General features: G+C 55.7%; 13 protein-coding genes. 9 read left to right on the forward strand and 4 right to left on the reverse strand.

Features of this window, described 5'->3' with window-relative positions; translation table 11 throughout:
• Position 1: 1 nt before the first annotated feature.
• A complete protein-coding gene (locus tag MYS68_RS06925; protein ID WP_248925131.1) occupies positions 2 to 844 on the forward strand; it encodes a carbohydrate ABC transporter permease in 843 nt (280 codons plus the stop codon).
• A 36-nt stretch (positions 845 to 880) separates the two neighbouring features.
• Positions 881 to 1,906: a glycoside hydrolase family 88/105 protein gene (locus MYS68_RS06930; protein ID WP_248925132.1), complete on the forward strand. Its 1,026-nt coding sequence runs from the start codon at positions 881 to 883 to the stop codon at positions 1,904 to 1,906.
• A gap of 61 nt (positions 1,907 to 1,967) precedes the next feature.
• On the opposite strand, the gene MYS68_RS06935 is transcribed toward MYS68_RS06930, so the two are convergent.
• Entirely contained in the window at positions 1,968 to 2,198 is a 231-nt protein-coding gene (locus MYS68_RS06935) for a cold-inducible protein YdjO-related protein (RefSeq protein ID WP_248925133.1), read from the reverse strand.
• Positions 2,199 to 2,217: 19 nt separating this feature from the next.
• Entirely contained in the window at positions 2,218 to 3,108 is an 891-nt protein-coding gene (locus tag MYS68_RS06940) for a LysR family transcriptional regulator (RefSeq protein WP_248925134.1), read from the reverse strand.
• A gap of 243 nt (positions 3,109 to 3,351) precedes the next feature.
• On the opposite strand from MYS68_RS06940, the gene aroA reads away from it, so the two are divergent.
• From aroA to MYS68_RS06975, 7 genes are all read left to right on the forward strand, one after another.
• Positions 3,352 to 4,710: a 3-phosphoshikimate 1-carboxyvinyltransferase gene (aroA, locus tag MYS68_RS06945; protein ID WP_248925135.1), complete on the forward strand. Its 1,359-nt coding sequence runs from the start codon at positions 3,352 to 3,354 to the stop codon at positions 4,708 to 4,710.
• A gap of 171 nt (positions 4,711 to 4,881) precedes the next feature.
• Positions 4,882 to 5,406 (forward strand): DinB family protein, encoded by a 525-nt coding sequence (locus MYS68_RS06950; RefSeq protein ID WP_248925136.1) that lies wholly within the window; start codon positions 4,882 to 4,884, stop codon positions 5,404 to 5,406.
• 192 nt (positions 5,407 to 5,598) lie between these two features.
• Positions 5,599 to 6,264, forward strand: a complete 666-nt coding sequence (locus tag MYS68_RS06955) for a GntR family transcriptional regulator (protein ID WP_248925137.1) — start codon at positions 5,599 to 5,601, stop codon at positions 6,262 to 6,264.
• 21 nt (positions 6,265 to 6,285) lie between these two features.
• A complete protein-coding gene (gene ilvD / locus MYS68_RS06960) occupies positions 6,286 to 7,977 on the forward strand; it encodes a dihydroxy-acid dehydratase (RefSeq protein WP_248925138.1) in 1,692 nt (563 codons plus the stop codon).
• A gap of 289 nt (positions 7,978 to 8,266) precedes the next feature.
• Entirely contained in the window at positions 8,267 to 10,843 is a 2,577-nt protein-coding gene (locus MYS68_RS06965; protein WP_248925139.1) for a septation ring formation regulator EzrA, read from the forward strand.
• 368 nt (positions 10,844 to 11,211) lie between these two features.
• Positions 11,212 to 12,195: a helix-turn-helix transcriptional regulator gene (locus tag MYS68_RS06970; protein WP_248925140.1), complete on the forward strand. Its 984-nt coding sequence runs from the start codon at positions 11,212 to 11,214 to the stop codon at positions 12,193 to 12,195.
• Between the two features lie 216 nt (positions 12,196 to 12,411).
• Entirely contained in the window at positions 12,412 to 13,611 is a 1,200-nt protein-coding gene (locus MYS68_RS06975; RefSeq protein WP_248925141.1) for an MFS transporter, read from the forward strand.
• A gap of 9 nt (positions 13,612 to 13,620) precedes the next feature.
• Here MYS68_RS06975 and MYS68_RS06980 read toward each other — a convergent pair whose 3' ends face one another.
• Both MYS68_RS06980 and add read right to left on the reverse strand, forming a co-directional pair.
• On the reverse strand, positions 13,621 to 14,415 hold the full coding sequence (locus MYS68_RS06980; RefSeq protein WP_248925142.1) for an N-acyl homoserine lactonase family protein: 795 nt from the start codon (positions 14,413 to 14,415) through the stop codon (positions 13,621 to 13,623).
• Positions 14,416 to 14,577: 162 nt separating this feature from the next.
• A complete protein-coding gene (gene add / locus MYS68_RS06985) occupies positions 14,578 to 15,630 on the reverse strand; it encodes an adenosine deaminase (RefSeq protein WP_248925143.1) in 1,053 nt (350 codons plus the stop codon).
• Between the last annotated feature and the right edge of the window lie 21 nt (positions 15,631 to 15,651).

Consider the following 15,651-nt stretch of genomic DNA (forward strand, 5'->3'; position numbering starts at 1 on the left):
GATGCGGCTTGCCGGAAAACAAAAATCCATTTTGTATCATATTATCGTCGGCGGATTGGCGCTTTGCATGATTTACCCGATCCTTTGGCTTGCCGCGAGCTCGCTGAAGCCTAACGACGAAATTTTCTCAACGGCATACAGCCTCATTCCGAGCCGTTTGGAGTTCGCGAACTATGCGAGCGGTTGGAAAGGCTTTGCGGGTACGACGTTTGCTACGTTTTTCCAAAACTCGTTTTACATTGTGGTCATCTCCACGATCGGCGCGGTCGCTTCCTCCGCTCTCGTCGCTTACGGATTTGCGCGCATTCCGTTTTTCGGCAAAAGCTTCTGGTTCGGCTGCGTCATGATGACCTTGATGCTGCCGCATGACGTGACGATCATTCCGCAGTACGTCATGTTTGCCAAGCTGGGCTGGCTGTCGTCGTTCAAACCGATTATCGTTCCGAGCTTTTTTGCAGCGCCTTTCTTCATCTTCCTGATGATGCAGTTTATCCGCACGATTCCGGGAGAGCTGGATGAGGCGGCGAAGATGGACGGGTGCAGCAAATACGGCATCTTCTTTAAGATTGTACTGCCGCTGATCGTACCCGCGCTGGTCACTTCGGCGATCTTCTCCTTCTATTGGAGATGGGACGATTTCATCAACCCACTGCTGTATTTGAACAAGCCGGAGCTGTATCCGGTATCCTTGGCGCTCAAGCTGTTTTTGGACGGGGAATCGCTCAACAACTGGGGAGGCATGTTCGCGATGGCTACACTGTCGCTGCTCCCTATCGTGATTGTATTTTTCATATTTCAAAAGTTTATCGTGGAAGGCATCAGCACGAGCGGCCTGAAAGGATAACACCCGAAAGGAAAGCCGATGAGGGGAGAAACTGACGTGCCGGCACTTGAATTCGATGAGAAGCAAATTTTAGAAGCGATTGACCGGGTCGTGCAGCGTACGTTCCAAATGGACTTCAACTGGGACTGGCCGGGAGGCGTCGCTTTTTACGGGGTTACGGAAGCGTACGAGGCGACGGGGAAGCAGGAATACATCGATATGCTTAAAGCTTGGGTGGACGAGCAGCTCGAGGACGGGCTGCCGAAGCTTTCGGTCAATGCCGTTTCCATTGGGCATTCCCTGCTCACTCTGCATAAGGCGACGGGCGATCAGCGCTACATCGACATCGCCACGCAGATGGCGGATTATTTGAAGCACGATGCGGTCCGGTTCGCGGACGGAGTTTTCCAGCATACCGTCAACTCGGAAACGTACAACTTCCCGGAGCAGGCCTGGGTGGACACCATGTTCATGGCGGGTTACTTCCTCGTGCGCATCGGTGCGATGCTGAAGCGGGACGATTATTTCGAGGATGGCCTCAAGCAGTATCACGGTCATGAAAACTTTTTGCAGGATCCGGTCACGAACCTGTATTACCACGGCTGGGACAACATCGCGCAAAACCATATGTCCGGCATCTACTGGGCGCGCGGCAATTCCTGGGCGGCGATCACGATGGCCCGGGCTCTCGAGCTCGTTCCGGTGCAGCATCCTTCGTTTATGATCATCGACGGTTCGCTTCGCGACCAGCTCAGCGCGCTTGTCCGCCTGCAGGACGAATCCGGGCTGTGGCACACGGTATTGACGGACCCGACATCATACACGGAAACATCAGGCTCGGCCGGCATTGCCGCCGCACTGTTGTCCCGCGGGAAGATGTACAACAAATACGTGAACAAATCGATCAAAGGCATCCTTGGCCGCATCGGCGAAGAAGGTTCGGTTAACGGCGTATCGGCCGGCACTGCGGTCATGAACGACGCGCAGGGCTACAAGGAAGTGCCGTACAAGCGGGTCCAGGGCTGGGGCCAAGGTTTGGCGCTGGTGTTCTTGTCCTCTTTGCTTGCCCGCCAGGAATGGTAAGCTTGCTCTATAGAAAACTCCGTCCCGTCCCGGGGCGGAGTTTTTTGCGCTGCAAACAGAACTAGTGCAGCAGCACGTCCATCTTCTTTTTCCTCGTAGATGCCGCCTTTTTCACGAGCTTGGGCAAATGCTTGTAGCTGCGCACCATTTTACCGCTGCACAGCGGACAGCCGGGGTTCGGCGATGCGGCCAGCTCCTCGCGGACCCATGCTTTGCAATCGGCGTTTTGGCATCTCCAGATAGGAACGGGGGTGTATTCCGGTTTTGTCACTTCTTTATCCAAAGTATCCAAAATGTTTCCACCTCCTGCATTAACTTGTCCCGGACGTCGCAAGCATATGCAGAAAACTTTCCGCAGAAAGCGGAAGTGCTGCGTGCTTGAGGGTGGCGATGCCGATTTGGCGCGGCGGAATCCCGGTGATTGGCTTAAGCTCGATCAGATCGCCGGCTTCCAGCTCCTTTTCGATAACCGGGCGGGCGACAAACGCGATCCCCAGCCCAAGCCGGGCGCATTCGACGAGCAGATCGATGCTGCCCAGCTCGATGTCCGCGTCAACGGCGACGCCCTGCGCAGCGAACCACGTCTCGACGAAACGGCGGGTGCTGCTGCCCTGCGAGAGCAGCAGCAGCGGCAGGCCGCCGAGCTCGGCTGCGGAAATCGGGCGGTCCGCCAGCTCCGCGTACGTTCGCCCGGCGACAAACGCGCAGGGCAGCTCGGCGAATGGCCGGACGTCCAGCTGCGGATCGGTCAGCGGCATATGCACGAGCCCGCAGTCGATCAGCCCGTCCTTCAGCCGCTGCGCGATTTCCGGCGTCTTGCCGTGCGAGAGCCGGATGCGGATATCAGGGTAGCGGGAGTGAAACGCATCCAGCTTCGGCAGCAGCAAAATCTTGAACAGCGAATCGCTGGCGCCGACGCGAAGCTCTCCCGCGGCAAGCTGCTTCAGGTCCTGGAGTCGTTTTTCCCCTTCGGACAGAAGTGAAAACGAGCGTTCTACGTAGTCCAGCAAAGATTTTCCTTCCGGCGTAAGCTCGACGCCTTTGGACAAACGGCGAAACAATTTCAAGCCGAGCGCCTCTTCCATCTGCTTGATCGCATAGCTGACGGAAGGCTGCGTGATGTATAGCGCTTCCGCCGCTTTTGTCAAATTGCCGAGCCTCGCGGTGTGTAGAAAAATTCGATACCATTCCAAATTGAACACGATATAAAACACCTCTATGACATCATTGGAAAATGATGATTTCATCTATTTCATTAGCTTGATTATAATCAAGTCAAGTCCGGTTGGCAAAGACCGGGTGCCGCGGTGAGGCAAAGCGAAGCGGACGTCAGTCGTGCCGGAGTAAAGATAGCGGTCGCCTTGGGGCCAAGGAGCGATCGAAAGCATGATCCGGGACACGTTGCGTTCGGTTTTCACCGTAATTTTGATGAAGAGGTGGATGCGATGAACGATCAGTCGATTGATGAGCCGGACCGGGGGACACGCTCCCCATGGTCGCGCTACAACGAAACGCAGGAGGTGCTGATTTTACCGGCGGCGGGGCCGGTTGATGCGGCGATCCGGGTGCCCGGCAGCAAAAGCTTGACGAACCGCGCGCTGATTATGGCCGCGTTGGCGGAAGGAACGTCGCGGCTTGAGGGTCTGCTAAAAAGCGACGATTCATATTGGTGCGTCGATAGTTTGCGGCGGCTTGGCGTAGGGATTGACGTTTCGGACGATACGGCCGTAGTGGAGGGAGCGGGAGGACAGTGGCCTGTCCCGCACGGTGCGCTTTATGTGGGCGCGGCGGGAACGGTTGCCCGCTTTCTGCCAGGGGCGCTGCTCGCCGGAAGCGGCGAGTGGAGCGTGAGCGGCGGCCGCAGGCTCAGCGAAAGGCCGCTGGCCCCGCTGCTCGAGGCGCTGGCCCGGCTCGGCGCCGACATCCGCTGCGAGCGCGAGGCCGGCTGCCTGCCGCTGACCGTTCGCGCAAGCGGTGGGCTGCCGGGCGGGGAAACGGCGATCTCCGGCGCCGTATCGAGCCAGTTCCTCAGCGGGCTGCTCATTGCCGCGCCCTATGCGAAAGCGCCGGTAACCATCCGCGTCGAGGGCGGCGTAGTGCAGCGCGACTATGTCGAGATGACGCTCGACATGATGCGGCGGTTCGGCGTGCGGCCGGAGGTGCGGGATGAGGGACGTTCGTTCGTTGTCGTTCCGGGCCGCTACCAGCCCGGAGAGTACCGGCTGGAGCCGGACGTCTCCACTTGCTGCTATTATTGGGCGCTGGCCGCGCTGACGAACGGGCGTATCCGAATCGACGGGATTTCCGCCGAAACACGCCAGCCGGATATCGAAATGCTCGATATATTGGAGCGGATGGGCTGCGCCGTCACAAAAAGTGCGGATTTCGTCGAGGTGCAAGGAACGCCGAAGCCGAAAGGCGGCTTTACCGTCAGCATGAAACGTTGGTCCGACCAGACGCTGACGATGGCGGCGCTCGCCTGTTTTGCCGACGGCCCGGTCACGCTGACCGATGCGGCACATATCCGGCATCATGAGTGCGACCGGATTGCGGCGATCTGCACGGAGCTGCGCAAGCTCGGCATCCGCGTCGAGGAGCGCGAAGACGGGCTGACCGTGCATCCCGGACAGCCTCGCCCGGCTTTGCTCGACCCGCAAGACGACCACCGCATGGCGATGTCGCTCGCCTTGATCGGGGCGAAAGCGGGCGGAGTCCGCATCGCCGATCCGTCGTGCGTAGCCAAGACGTGCCCGGACTATTTCGACCAGTTGGCGGCACTTGGCGTGAACGTGCAATTCGGTTGAGCTTGCCGCTGCTAAAGTGCTCTGATCGGGGAATATTGGAATTAGATGCAGGTTTTCCGGCTAAGTGCAAAGATAATCATTTTCTTCAGAAAAGCTTTTACGCTACTGACATAATGTTGTCAGCAGCGTTTTTTTATACTGGAGACAAATGATGAAAAGGAGCATAAACCGATGAACATTTCCGAAACTTTGCAGCAATTCGAAAAAACGACGAATCACTATATTCAGGAGTTGGACCGTTTCAGCTTGGAGCAGCTGCGGCGAAAGCCCGGTGAGGATGAATGGTCGCTCGGGCAAATGTACATGCATCTGATCGGCTCTGCGCTGAAAATGCAGCTTGCCAACGTCGAGAAGTGCCTGGCGCAGGGCGTTGATGCCACAGCTTCCGAAGGAGAAATGACGGATGCGGGCAGAGCCGTATTCGGCGCAGGAAGTTTCCCGCCTGTTCGGATACAAGCTCCGCAGCCTGCGCCGCCGCAGCCTGAGAGCAAGGAGCAAATCGTACAAGGCTTGCACCAGGTCGCGAGCAGGATGAATTCCATCGGAGAGCTCCTCGAAGGCGATCCGCCTTCCGGCACCGCCGCCCATCCCCGGTTCGGCGCACTAAACGCGAGGGAATGGTTCGGTATCGTCGAAATGCATTACCGGCATCACCTTCACCAGAAGGAGCGTTTGGAGCAATTTTTTAAGAGATAACTAGCAATGAACCTCTTGAAATTGTTGGTCATGAAACCGCAAGGCCGTCTATCCGACGGTCTTTTTTTTGCTTCCTGCCGAGTGCGGCAGCCACCTAAGAATAGGGGAGGTGATTTATTTTACCCTCTTGATTTTAATATATGTATGCGATATATTGCATATATGTTAACTAATCGGTAAAGGGTGATCATAGTGCCGGTACCTAAAAATTTTGTCTCGCCCGTACGGATGTCCGCAAAAGAAAGAGCCTTCGCTCAAATTCAGCGGTGGATTATCGACGGTACGCTGCAGCCCGGGGAAAAACTTCTCGATGCGGAATTGGCGGAGTCGCTTGGCGTCAGCCGTACGCCTATTCGCGAAGCTTTTCAACTGCTCGAAGTACAAGGACTCGTTTCTATGCATCCTGGAAAAGAAACAAAAGTGACGGCAATTGAAAAGGAAGACATTTTCAAAATGTATTCGACGATGGCGGCTCTTCAGGCTTTGGCAGCCGAGGTTACCGCAAAAATTATCGTTCCCGAGCAGGTCGACAGGCTGCGGGCGATAAACATGGAATTTGCCGCCGCCATTAAGAGCGGTCAGGCTTACCAAGCCATGGAGGCGGATGAACAGTTCCATAACCTTATTGTGGAGCTTTCGGATAACCCTTATGTCGCTTCGTTCAGCGCATCGCTTCAGATTCATATCCGGCGTTTCAAATACGTTTTTTTAAAGCAGCCGATTACGGCAACGCAAGCTTCCGTCGATGAACATGACTCGATTATTGCGGCTTTCGAAAGAAAAGACAGCGATAGCGCACGTGCGATGATGAAGCGGAATTTTACCCGTCCGATGCAGGAACTGCACGGATTATTTTAAACAGACAGGGGCGATTGAACGATGGAGAGCGGAAAAGATCTGCGGATTCGCAGCAATGTAATCAGCGAAGGTGTCAACCGGGTGCCGAACAGGGCTATGCTCCGTGCCGTTGGTTTTACCGACGAAGATTTCAAAAAACCGATGATTGGCGTAGCCAGCACTTGGAGTGAGGTTACGCCGTGCAATATGCACATCAACGAACTGGCCGTTCAAGCCAAGAAAGGGGCGCGTGACCACGGCGGCGCTCCGCTAATCTTTAATACGATCACAGTCTCGGACGGCATATCCATGGGGCATGGAGGCATGTTGTTCTCGCTGCCAAGCCGGGAGGCCATTGCGGATTCCATTGAGATCGTGGCAGGGGCGGAGCGCTTTGACGGTCTTGTGGCGATCGGCGGGTGCGACAAAAATACGCCTGCCTGTCTAATGGCGATCGGACGCATGAATATTCCATCCGTTTATGTATATGGCGGAACCATTCAACCCGGCAATCTCGACGGCAAAAGCGTCGATATCGTTACGGCTTTCGAGGCGGTCGGCCAATATCATGATGGAAAAATGACGGACGATCAGCTCCATAAGGTGGAATGCAGCGTCTGCCCGGGGCCCGGTGCTTGCGGCGGCATGTACACCGCCAATACCATGGCCGCTGCGGCGGAAGCCATGGGTATGAGCCTGCCCGGCTCCTCCTCCACGCCGGCCATCTCGCCCGACAAAGCGGCGGAATGCGCTGCGGCAGGCAGACAGGTCATATTGCTGCTGGAACAAGGTATCTATCCTAAAGACATCATGACGAAAAAAGCGTTTGAAAATGCCATTACGGTAGTTATGGCTTTAGGCGGTTCAACAAATGCGTTCCTGCATTTGCTCGCCATAGCGCATTCGGTTGGTGTCGATTTAACGTTAGACGATTTCGAGCGGATCCGCTTGCGTGTTCCTCATCTGGCCGATTTGAAGCCAAGCGGCCGATACGCCATGCAGGATTTGAACGAAATCGGCGGCGTTCCGGGAGTAATGAAATTACTGCTCGCCGAGGGACTTCTTCACGGTGATTGCCTGACAGTGACGGGCAAAACGTTGGCGGATAATTTGTCCGAAGCAGCACCGCTGCGAAACGATCAGGATATTATTCGTCCATTAAATAAACCGTTGAAACCGAACGGACCGTTGGTTGTGCTTAGAGGCAACCTGGCTCCTGAAGGGGCTGTGGCCAAAATGTCGGGTATGAAGAAGCTGCGGTTTGTCGGGCCGGCCAAGGTATACGATAGCGAGGAGGAAGCGACCGAAGCTATTTTGAGGGATGAAATCCATAAAGGCGATGTTTTGGTCATTCGCTATTGCGGCCCGAAAGGCGGGCCGGGAATGCCGGAGATGCTTTCGGTTACGGCTCTTATTGTAGGGAAGGGCCTCGGCGGGGAAGTTGCGCTTATTACGGACGGCAGATTCTCGGGCGGCTCGCATGGGTTTGTAGTCGGCCACGTATCGCCCGAAGCGCAGGTGGGCGGACCGATTGCGCTGCTGAGGAGCGGAGACATGATCACCATCGACAGCGAAACGCAGCAGATTATGTTTGAAGTGACGGATGAGGAGCTGGCCGCCCGCAAGCAAGCGTGGGTGCAGCGTCCGCTTAAAGTAAACTCGGGAGTTCTGGCCAAGTATGCAAGACTGGTTTCCTCTGCATCCACAGGTGCAGTAACCGACTTTTCGGAATAACATAATAAAAGCGGCGGCGGTCCAAGGACTTTTTGCAAGTCCCAATGCACCGCCGTTTCTTTTTAAGGCTATTCAGCCTGATGCTTTACCGGATCATCGAGTTTAAAACTTTATTCTCCGAGGATACTTCCAAGTTTTTCATGAAAACGACAATGTTCGACAGTCTTCTCCCTTCTTCGGATGTTACAATGGTTCAGGAACGGTGTGCGAATCCGAACCATCGTAAAAAAATATGCAAAAAGACCGGGAGCTATGAGCCCGGAACCCTAAGAAGGGAGACCTTAGTCACATGTTCAGCCAAAAACGGATGTTGATCTTTATTTTTGCTTTCCTGCTGTCGCTTTGCCTTGGCGCGACCGGCTTCGCCGCCGATATGCCGGCCCGAAAAGGCTATGTCACCGATCCGGCAGGCGTATTTACAAAAGAAGATGCGGCGCGGCTTGAGAAGGAGCTGGCTGCGAAAAAATTGAAAATCAGCGTGCTGACGGCGACAGGTTTGTCTGAGACGAATGCCGACGCGCTGGCTAAGGACGCTTACGGAAAGTGGGGACTGAAGGCGGATGCCGCCGCGATGGTCATCTCCACGAAACCGAATCTCGTTACGGTGTATTATGAAAACAACGAGCTGAAAACCGCCGTAGAGGCGCTTCCGGACGATTATGACAAGGACGGCAATAATAAAGAGAAGAAGCTGAAGGAGCTGATCGACAAGGAGTTCGTTCCGCTTGCGAGCAAAGGGAAGCTGGCTGACGGCGTCATCGCGGTAGCCGATGCGCTGGGCGGAATGATCAAATCTCCGGCCCCCGCGCCGGCTGCGGCAGACAAGTCGTCTTCCGCTGCCAAACCGGCTTCGCCGTCCGGAGCGGCGGCCAAGAGCCAGCAGCCTCTTGCGGCCAAGTCCGGCGGTGGCGGCTCCAAGATATGGCTTTTCCTCGTGCTGATCCTGATCGTTGCGGTGATCGTTTACGCGATCTACGCGTTCAGAAAACGTGCGCAGCTGAAAACGCAATGCGAGCAGCTGCTTGAGCAAAGCCGAGACGTTTGGGAGAAGGTTGGCTCTGTATTGGATCACAGCCTTATCACCAGCGATCTGGAAAAAGGATTCGTCCTCGCCAAAACGAAGATGATGCTCTCCGGCATCCGGGACGAAGCGGAGGCGCTGAAGGCCGCGATTAACGAAACGAGCCAGCGGCTCAGAGGTTTGGCGATTCCGTACATAACCTTCGGCACGGCTCAGGCCGTGTTGGCCGAAGCCGAGGAAGCGCTCGGCGGCTATGAAAACGACTGCGAGAGAATAAGCGCGGCGTTCGAGGAAATCGTCACAGCCGGTAAAGCGGTGAAGGAATCGTCTTCCCAAGCGAATGCGCAAATCATGCAGCTTGAAGCCGCGGTCGCCGAATGGCGGAAAAAATCAGGTTATCCGCTCGAATCGATGACGGCGCGTCTGGATCAGGCTAAAGCGAAAGCAGCCGAGGCGGAGCAAAACGACGATTTTAACGTGATGCAGGCAAAGGAAGAATTGGACGAAGCGCTGACGATTCTGTCTGTCCTTGAAGCGGATATCGGAGCCATGTCTGCCTGTATGTCCGAAATTCCGGAGCTGCCCGGTAAAATCGGCACCGCCAAATCGGAAATGGAATCGTTCGTGCAGAAGGAGCGTCTCCTGCTTGCGGAGCATAATCCGTTTGAGACGCTGCCGCAGGCAAAGGCGCTTCATGGGCAAGCCGTACAGCTCTTGGAATCCGGCTATGCATCCGAAGCTGCTGAAACCGCAGAGCGCGTTCGCACGCTGCTGGACAACGCACGCACATCGCTTGCGGCAATCGCCGAGCAGCGCGACAAAAACGCCAGCGGCGCGGCCGAAGCGGAGCGCAAGCTTGCCGAGCTTTTGCGTTTCGACGCCAGATTCGATGCGGAAATCGTCAGGCTGACGCAGGAATATGCCGGCAAGCATTGGAGCGATTTGCCGGCCCTGGCCGCCGACCTCCAGCGGGAAGCGGCAGGGCAGGCCGCCCGCATCCCGCAGGTGCGGGAGTGGAACGGCGAAGCCGTTCAATTGTACTCGAAAGCGGCGGCCGAGCTTCTGTCCATATTCGAGCAAATCGACAAGCTTGAAGGCGTGAAGCAAACGGTGCTGGGCCGGTTCGATACGCTCGCGCAGAAGGAAAGGGACTGCCAGGCTTCGTTTGCCGAGCAGAAGAGCAGGTTCCAGCAGGCGATCGCCGTCCTGGATACGAACGACGCTGCAGCAAGCGGTCCGCTTGCGACGCTGCGGCATCAGGTGCAGCGGCGTCTTCGCGACACGGATGCTTTATTCGCAAGCCGTCCGCTCGATCTGGACAACGTGCAGTACCAGCTGCAGCAAATCGGCGCGGAAGTGGAGTCGTTCGCACGCCATGTCGACGAGCTGATCCGCCAGAAGCGGGAAGCCGAGGAGCGGCTCGGCGAGCTGCAAGCGCTGTACAGAAGCAAGCATTCGCGGTTCCGCTCCCATTCACATCTTTCGCGCTTTTCCAGCGGCTACGACGATTCCATGTCCGAGGTGTCGCGGCTTATTTCGCTCGGGTTTTATGCCGATGCGCTGAACCAGCTCTCTCAGGCGAACGCGCTGCTTGACGAAATGGAGCAGGAGCACGACCGCCTTGTCCGCGAAGAGGAGGAGGCGCGCCGTCTGGAGCAGGAACGTCAGGCGGAAGCCGAAGCTGCGGCGGAAGAGGAACGCAGACGTTCGGCGGACAGCGCAACCTCGAGCTGGGGCAGCGATTCGTCCGCGGATTCGGCGACTTCGAGCTGGGACAGCGGTTCGGGTGGCTCCGGCGATTCGGGTTCCAGCGACTCCGGCAGCTCCAGCTCCAGCAGCGATTGACCCAAACGAACGCGCGCCTAATACGGCGCGCGTTTCGCTTCTGCACGCAGGCGGCTCAACTTGCGTGTAAAATATGGCCTCAATTCTCCCTCCGGCATCCATTCGGCTCCGTGAGCGGGCGGACACTGTTTGCCGGTTCCAGTAAAATGGAGCGGTAAACGTAAAAGGAGGGAAATTTCATGAGAATTATTTTCACATCCGTCATGATCGGTTTTGTCTGTCTCGGCATCTTGAACCCGCTCATGGCCCCCCGGAGAGACCTCATCCTGGCTGGTCAAAGGCAGCAAAACTCGGTATAATGAACTATTGCCGTTAACGGAAAAATGTGGATCCATTTTCCGAAATTCATTCACAGCGGGGTGAGCAGATTGGATGCAGCCGATTTTCGTCATTATTTCAATCTTTTTTTTGACGGGCTTGAACTGAGGCGCAATGCTCAAAACCGGACGGAAGAAATGAAGCTGCGCTCGCGGATCGGATCAGGAACCGTACGCCGCTTTGTGCCCCGCGGTGATTTGGAAGTAGCGCTGACCGAGTTTACGCTTTGCCGCCAGCGCCAAGTGAACATCCCCGGCGCCGCCGCCATGGTCGAACTGAGCTATTGTTTTCAAGGGACTCGGGAAACCAGCGTTTCCAGCTCGCGATTCGAGATCGTCCCCGGCAGCTGCACGCTTCAGTTCATCGATCAGGCGGAAGCCTGCCTCGAATTTGCCAAGGACGAATCGTTCCGGATGCTGGGCATCGGCATTCCCGTTGCGACCTTTCAGCGATTTATGGAGGATGCGGCCGGCGGGAGTCGGACGGTTGATTTTTACCGCATACTTGGGGATAAGAGGTTTCGGGTATTTCAGGAAAAGATAGATCCGGCTGCATCCGTTATTGTGAATCGAATCATGCGCTCTGCCGGATCACCGGGGATCACGAATTTCGAGCTGGAGTGCGGCGTGCTGGAACTGCTGTCTCTCGCTTTCCGAACGTTTCTGCAAGACGGCATTCGGGGAGCCGCCAGGTTGACGAAAAGAGAAATGGAGAAAATCCGTCAAGCCCGGGATATTTTGCTGGAGCGCATGACGGAGCCGCCTTCACTTATCGAGCTTTCCCGGCTCGTCGGCATGAACGACTGCAAGCTGAAACTCGGCTTCAAGGAAATATACGGGAATACGGTGTTCGGTTATTTGCGGGAGAAACGTTTGGAGAAAGCTTATCGTTTACTGCAGATGGGCGCCGTCAACGTGCTTGAGGCGTCCTGCGCCGTCGGCTATTCGAATCCGAGCCATTTCGCAGAAACATTCCGGGAAAAATATGGCGTGAACCCTGGTGAATTGGTGCGGTTCGGGAGGGTTCGTCCGTGAAGATGGCTTACAAACTGGGCACCGTCGCCGTCATCGCTTGGCTTTCCTATTATGCGATAAAGCGGCACCTGATAAGAAAAAAGACGTAATCAGCTGCCTTTCGGGGCAGTTTTTTTGTTCCCGTTAACCGTCATCCGAACTCCGGCTGCGGGTAGAGGGCGACGCGGCCGGAATGGTACGTTATGTGCATCGAAGTAATAAAGGAGATGCATAGAGATGACAACCGTTCCGCTCTTGAGAACATCCTTGCTGAACAATCGCGTCGTGCAGATGATTTTGGCATCCGCATTGTTTTTGCAGATCGGCGTCTGGGTGCGCAATTTCGCTGTTCTGCTTTACGTCACCGAGCAAACGAATGCGGATCCGCTCGCCGTATCGCTTATTGCCGTAGCGGAATACTTGCCGATATTCCTGCTTTCCTTCATCGGCGGCACCTTTGCCGACCGCTGGCCGCCAAAACGGACGATGGTGTGCAGCGATTTGCTCAGCGCCGTCTCGGTTTTCGCCGTCCTGTTTGCTATGTCATTCGGAGGATGGAAGGCGGTATTTGCGGCTACGCTGATCTCCTCGGCGCTGTCGCAGTTTTCCCAGCCGGCCGGATTAAAGCTGTTTAAGCAGCATGTGCCATCGCATCTTGTGCAAACCGGCATGTCGCTCTACCAAACGCTGTTTGCCGTGTTTACCATACTCGGCCCGGTGTTCGGTACATTCGTTTATCAGCAATACGGCATTGCCGTTTCGATCGGGTTTGTCGGGATCGCATTTTTGCTTTCGGCAGTTTGCTTGCTGCTGCTTCCTCCGGACCGCCATACGGAGGCTGCACCCGCAGGTCGGATACTCCAAGAAATGCGGGCGGGCTTCCGTTATATCGCAGACAAACCTTCTTTGAAAACGCTCGGCTGGTGTTTTGTGCTGGCCGGACTCGGTCTCGGAATCATTCAGCCGCTGGCGATTTTTCTGGTAACGGAACGTCTTGGGCTGCCCAAGGAATATTTGCAATGGCTGATGGCGGCGAGCGGCACCGCGATGCTTGCGGGGAGCGCATTCGTGACCGCGGTCTCAAGGAAATTGCCGGCCGAACGCGTCCTGTCATTGGGGATGGCTGTGTGCTCCGCCGGCATATTGCTGTCGGGCTTATCTACGAATCTCATCCTGACACTCGTTTCGCAGGTTGTGTTCGGCTTGTCCGTTCCCGCCATCCATATCGGGATCCATACGATCGTCCTGAAAAACGCCGACGAATCGCTCGTCGGCAGAGTAAACGGCTTTCTGACCCCGCTTTATATGGCAGCTCACCTGTTTTCGATGGGGGCCGCCGGCTGGATTAAAGGGTATGTCCCGATTTCCGCCATGTATGTAGCGGCGTCGGTGTTTTTTCTCATCGCCTTTTATATTTCCGGCTTCGGACGCCGCTGAAGGCCGCTGTCAATAAATACCCGGCTGGACTGACGGGTCATGATTGGCAATAGCCGCGATGCAATCCTCTCTTTGCGAAAATTCCCGCACCCATTGCAAAGAGGCCAAAGCTTGCTGGTCGTCAAACGTATAGCCGGGCAAAACCAGCTCTTTCCATGATTTTTCGGCATATCCCACATCGGAAACGAGCAAGAGCCACCCCTTTTCCACGCGGGCAAGAACGGATACGTGTCCGGCCGTATGCCCGGGGGTAAACACAAGATAAACGAGTCCGTCCCCGAACAAATCTTTGCCCGATTGGAAAGGACCGAAAGGAATCGGTTCAGGCTCAAACGTTTCGAACGATATGCCTTTATACCATTTTTCTTTGTACTTAGCCGCGTTCCTCAGCTCCGGGCCGCTGACAACAAATTTTTTGGCTCCGGTCAAAAGCTCCAGCCCGCTGATATGATCCTCATCCAGATGTGTCAAAACAACCGCATCGATGTCCTGCGGCGCAATGTTTTTGGCGGCAAGCTGCTCTCTGACCGAACTTCCCGCCGGAAGCCTGTACTCGATAAATTGATACAAGTCTTCGCCAAAATGCTCCTTGGGCTGAGTACGAATGTCTTCGTGCCATCCGGCGTCAATAACGATCCGTCCCTTGGGATGTTCGATCAAGTAACTGGAAACGGGGACCAATTGCTGGTACGGTTCACCGCGCCGGTTAACGGCCGGAATCTCGTCAAGCTCTTTAAAAGCCAGAGCCCGATCGTACTTTAAATCTCCGGTGTGCATCACATGTACTTTTACAAATGAGTTCATTTGCCTCTCCTCCGGATTTCATTCCTTATTTTTGTTTGGTAAGGTGATTATGCACGTTTGTGCGTTCCGTGAGAAGACGGCACTTTTTTGTTCCAAAGGGACTAAAAAGTGATATAGGCACCAAACGGTGCCGTGGTCAATAGGATCGCGCATCCGCTGGCCTCATACCGCAGAAACGATCCCAAGCTCGCTGAGCCGCCGGCGAAACTCCTTCCGCAAAGCCTTCTTCTCATGCTCTTCCAAAAAGGCGGCTTCCAGGCCGTTCATCGCCAGCTTTGCCAGCTCCGGCACGGTGAAGCCGAATTTTTCCGCGAGCACCCGGTACTCCTGCGTAATATTCGTACCCGACACGCTCGGATTGTCGGTATTGACGGTAATATGCAGCCCGCGTTCGAAATAGTCGCGTATCGGGTAGCTTTCCCATGAGGGAACCGCCTTTGTTTGGATGTTGCTGATCGGACACATTTCCAGAGGGATGCGGCGGTCCGCAACGATTTCCAGGATGCGCGGATTTTCCTTCAATCTGACTCCATGGCCGATCCGTGCGGCGCCGAGGTTCTCTACGGCTTCGTAAATGTTGTCGGCGCCGGCTGCTTCTCCGGCATGAATCGTTATGGGAATATCCCGCTTTTGGGAGAAGGCGAATACGCCTCGAAAGCGCTCCGGCGGATACGAAGCTTCGTCGCCCGCCAGATCGGCCGCGACGAGTCCTTTTCCGATAAAGCTTGCCGCCGCTTCGATAACCTCCCTGTTTTCCCGTTCGGAATGATTCCTCATGCAAATCGCGATCGCCCGCGCTTTGACTCCGAATTGCAATTCTCCCCGTTTCAGCCCCTGCAGTACGGCATGAATCGCTTCCTCCGCGGACAGACCTTTTTCCCGATGAAGCTGCGGGGCGAAACGTACCTCTACGTATTTGCAGCTATGACCCGCGGCTTGCTCCACAATTTCGTAGGCGACTCGCTCCAAGGCCGCCGCCGTTTGCAGAAATCGGGTCGTGAAATGGAATTTGCTCAAGTATTCGCCAAGACTTGTGCAGGTTTCGTTTACCTGCATAAAAGGAATCAGTTCCTCGGCGCATTTACCCGGCAGCTCGATGCCGTGCTCATCCGCCAAATCCATGATCGTTCCGGGCCGGACGCTCCCGTCCAGGTGCAAATGAAGATCGACCTTGGGCAGCTCGCGTATAAGCCGATCTATCCGATTGTTATCCATAAGCGCTCGCTCCTCTGTATG

Source organism: Paenibacillus hamazuiensis, assembly GCF_023276405.1.
Classification (GTDB): domain Bacteria; phylum Bacillota; class Bacilli; order Paenibacillales; family NBRC-103111; genus Paenibacillus_AF; species Paenibacillus_AF hamazuiensis.